Source organism: Bacillus haikouensis, assembly GCF_013179555.1.
GTDB classification, from domain to species: Bacteria; Bacillota; Bacilli; order Bacillales; family Bacillaceae_B; genus Rossellomorea; species Rossellomorea haikouensis_A.
On sequence record NZ_JABMCR010000406.1, the window covers coordinates 1 to 2,797 of the forward strand.

3 protein-coding genes are annotated in these 2,797 nt (G+C 24.9%); all 3 read left to right on the plus strand.

Features of this window, described 5'->3' with window-relative positions:
• Positions 1-845, plus strand: an 845-nt coding sequence (locus tag HP456_RS22290; protein ID WP_216663387.1) for a glycosyltransferase family 4 protein, incomplete at its 5' end; no start/stop codon positions are given.
• Positions 846-965: 120 nt separating this feature from the next.
• Positions 966-2,093 carry an EpsG family protein gene (locus HP456_RS22295; RefSeq protein WP_172255179.1) on the plus strand — a complete coding sequence of 376 codons (1,128 nt, stop codon included), beginning with the start codon at positions 966-968 and terminating at the stop codon, positions 2,091-2,093.
• A 59-nt stretch (positions 2,094-2,152) separates the two neighbouring features.
• Positions 2,153-2,797, plus strand: a 645-nt coding sequence (locus tag HP456_RS22300) for a glycosyltransferase family A protein (RefSeq protein ID WP_172255181.1), incomplete at its 3' end; no start/stop codon positions are given.

The window sequence follows — 2,797 nt, forward strand, 5'->3', positions numbered from 1 at the left end:
TAATAGTTTCCCATATGATAAATCCGAATATATACATTGCAAATAAAATTAAGGATGAGCATAATATACCAGTAATATTAACATTACATCAAACAGATTTAAAAAACTTAAATAATTATCCAAAGAGATATAAAAGGTTTACAAAAATAATAAATAATATTGATAAAATCGGATTTAGAAGTGATGCTTTAAAAAGACAATTTGATTTATTAAATATCTCTTATAGTGAAAGTTTTTTAGCTCCTTCAGGTATAGAAGAAAATGTATTAATAAAAAATATATTGTTAGAAAAAAAAATAAATAGTCAAGCAAAGAATATATTTATTGCAGCAAATATGATTCCATTAAAAAACATAGATATTTTAATCAAAGCATTTGATGAAGTTGCAAAAAAAAATAAACATATATATTTAAAAATTGCAGGAGATGGACCAGAAAAGAACAAATTAGAAAAATTAGTAAATCAGTTAAAGTTAAATAACAGAATAGAATTTTTAGGTTTTCTAACTAGAGAAGAAGTTTTATCGCATATGGAAAGTTCAGATATATTTGCTATGGTAAGCTCACCTGAGACATTTGGTTTGGTATATCTAGAGGCTATGGCCAAAGGTTGTATTACAATTGGCTCTCTAGGGGAAGGAATTGAAGGTGTTATTCAAGATGGTATCAATGGTTTTTTATGTGAGCCAAAGAATATTGGGAAATTAGCTGAAAAACTAACTACAGCTCTAGAATTAGATAGTAGAAACAAATCCGATATTTTACATAATGCAGTGGATACCGCTTCGAAAATGACAGGTAAACAAATGTCTAAAAATTATTTGGAAGTTTTGAAGGGATTATAAGTTATTAATCTTAATATTAAAATCATTGGATTATCCGATCGCTAAAAACATTATTTTATTTCAGAAGTAGAGAAGACCCACTATTTGTAAAACATCCCACGTTAGTTTAAGGAGTTTGTTATGGGAGCAATAATAATAAATTATATTTTAGTCCTATTTCTCTTTTTATTATATTTCATATTAGCAACTCTTGAAAAAGTTTTCACTAAAAAAAATAAAGAACGTATTTTGTTGATAACAGTCTTTATATTTTCAATATTTGCAGGATTCAGGGTTATTGGTACTGATATAAAATCATATAAACTTATATTCGAGGAACATCCTATTATATTATTTAATTATAATTTTTTGAAATCTATGTTCCAATTTCAAATAGAACCTGGCTTTGTATTGTTAATTTCATATTTAAAAAATTTCGGGTTTGACTTTAGGGTGTTTTTATTTATCTCAGCATTTATCCCAATGATCATAATTTATCAAGTTATTAAAAGAGCAGAAAAAAGTACTATGTTTCTAACATTTTTGCTTTTTATGATGCTATATGCAGTAAGAGGACCATTAGATGTAATTAGACATTTTTTTGCAGCTGCTATTTATTTAAGTGCTCTTTACTCATTATCTCAGAAAAATAATTTGGGTTTTTATATAAAACTTTTAATATCTCTTTTTTTCCATTATTCAAGTATAATTACTTTTATAATAAGACCTATCATAGGATTTAAATGGAGCTTCAAGAAATTCATATTTTCATTTATGGTTTTGTTTTTTTCTGGATTTTTATTGAAAAATCTTTTTATTGAATTGACAAGTAAAATGACTATTGATTCAACTGATAGAATACTATATAAATTTCAAAGTTATATAGATTCAGGTTTTGATGTTTCTATCTTTCAAAATTTTTTACTTTATTCTATGTGGTATTTACCAATAATACTAAACATCTTTGTGATTTTATTTTCTTTAAAGGACAGAGAATTAATTTATGGAAATCAGTTTTTAAAATTATTATTGAATTCCCAAATAATAGGAAGTTTGATCTTTGTTTTCTTTTCTACAATTGGTGCTACTTTAATGGCAAATAGAATAGAGTTTATGTTGGGAATTGGAAGCGCATTTCTCTTGAAGGAAATAATTGTTAAATTAAAAGGTAAATATAGGATAATGTTTCTTTTAGTAGTAATGTATTTATTGATTTACTTGGTTATCCAATTTTTATATTTAACTCAATTAAGAAGTAACATTTTTTAGTAATTTACTATAGGAAAATTTCATTAAAAATCTTTAATAAATTTTAGGAGTAAATAGATATGTTAGATATATTATATAAAATTTATTTTAAAATTAGAAAAAAAGATTCCAAATTCATGTTATTGAAGAAATTGAGAACATTATTTGTAATATTAATTAGAAAATCAATAAATATTTATGCAAAAAAATATTATTGTTATTTTCCACTTAGAAAAAATAAAACGGGATTAAATACTGAAGAAATGAGACATACAAAAGTAATAGTTTCGCTGACCTCTTTTCCAAGTAGAATTAGTACAATATGGATAACAATAGAATCTTTATTAAGGCAGACTTTCAAACCTGACGAAATAATTCTTTGGTTAGCAGAAGAACAATTTGATGGATATGATAGCTTACCTACTAAACTATTAAGATTACAAGATAAAGGATTAAAAATAAGATTCTGTGATGACTTGAGATCACACAAAAAGTATTACTACACCTTTCAAGAATACCCCGACTGTATTGTGATAACTGTTGATGATGATGTAATTTATCCAACTAATACTATTAATGCATTGATGGAAATTCACAAAAAATTTCCAGATAGTATTTGTTGTAATAGAGGTCACTTAATTAAAAAAACATTTGAAAAAGAAATAGCTCCTTATAATCAATGGGTTCAAAACCCTTTGAATTTTGAAGGGCCTTCTAAATTAATT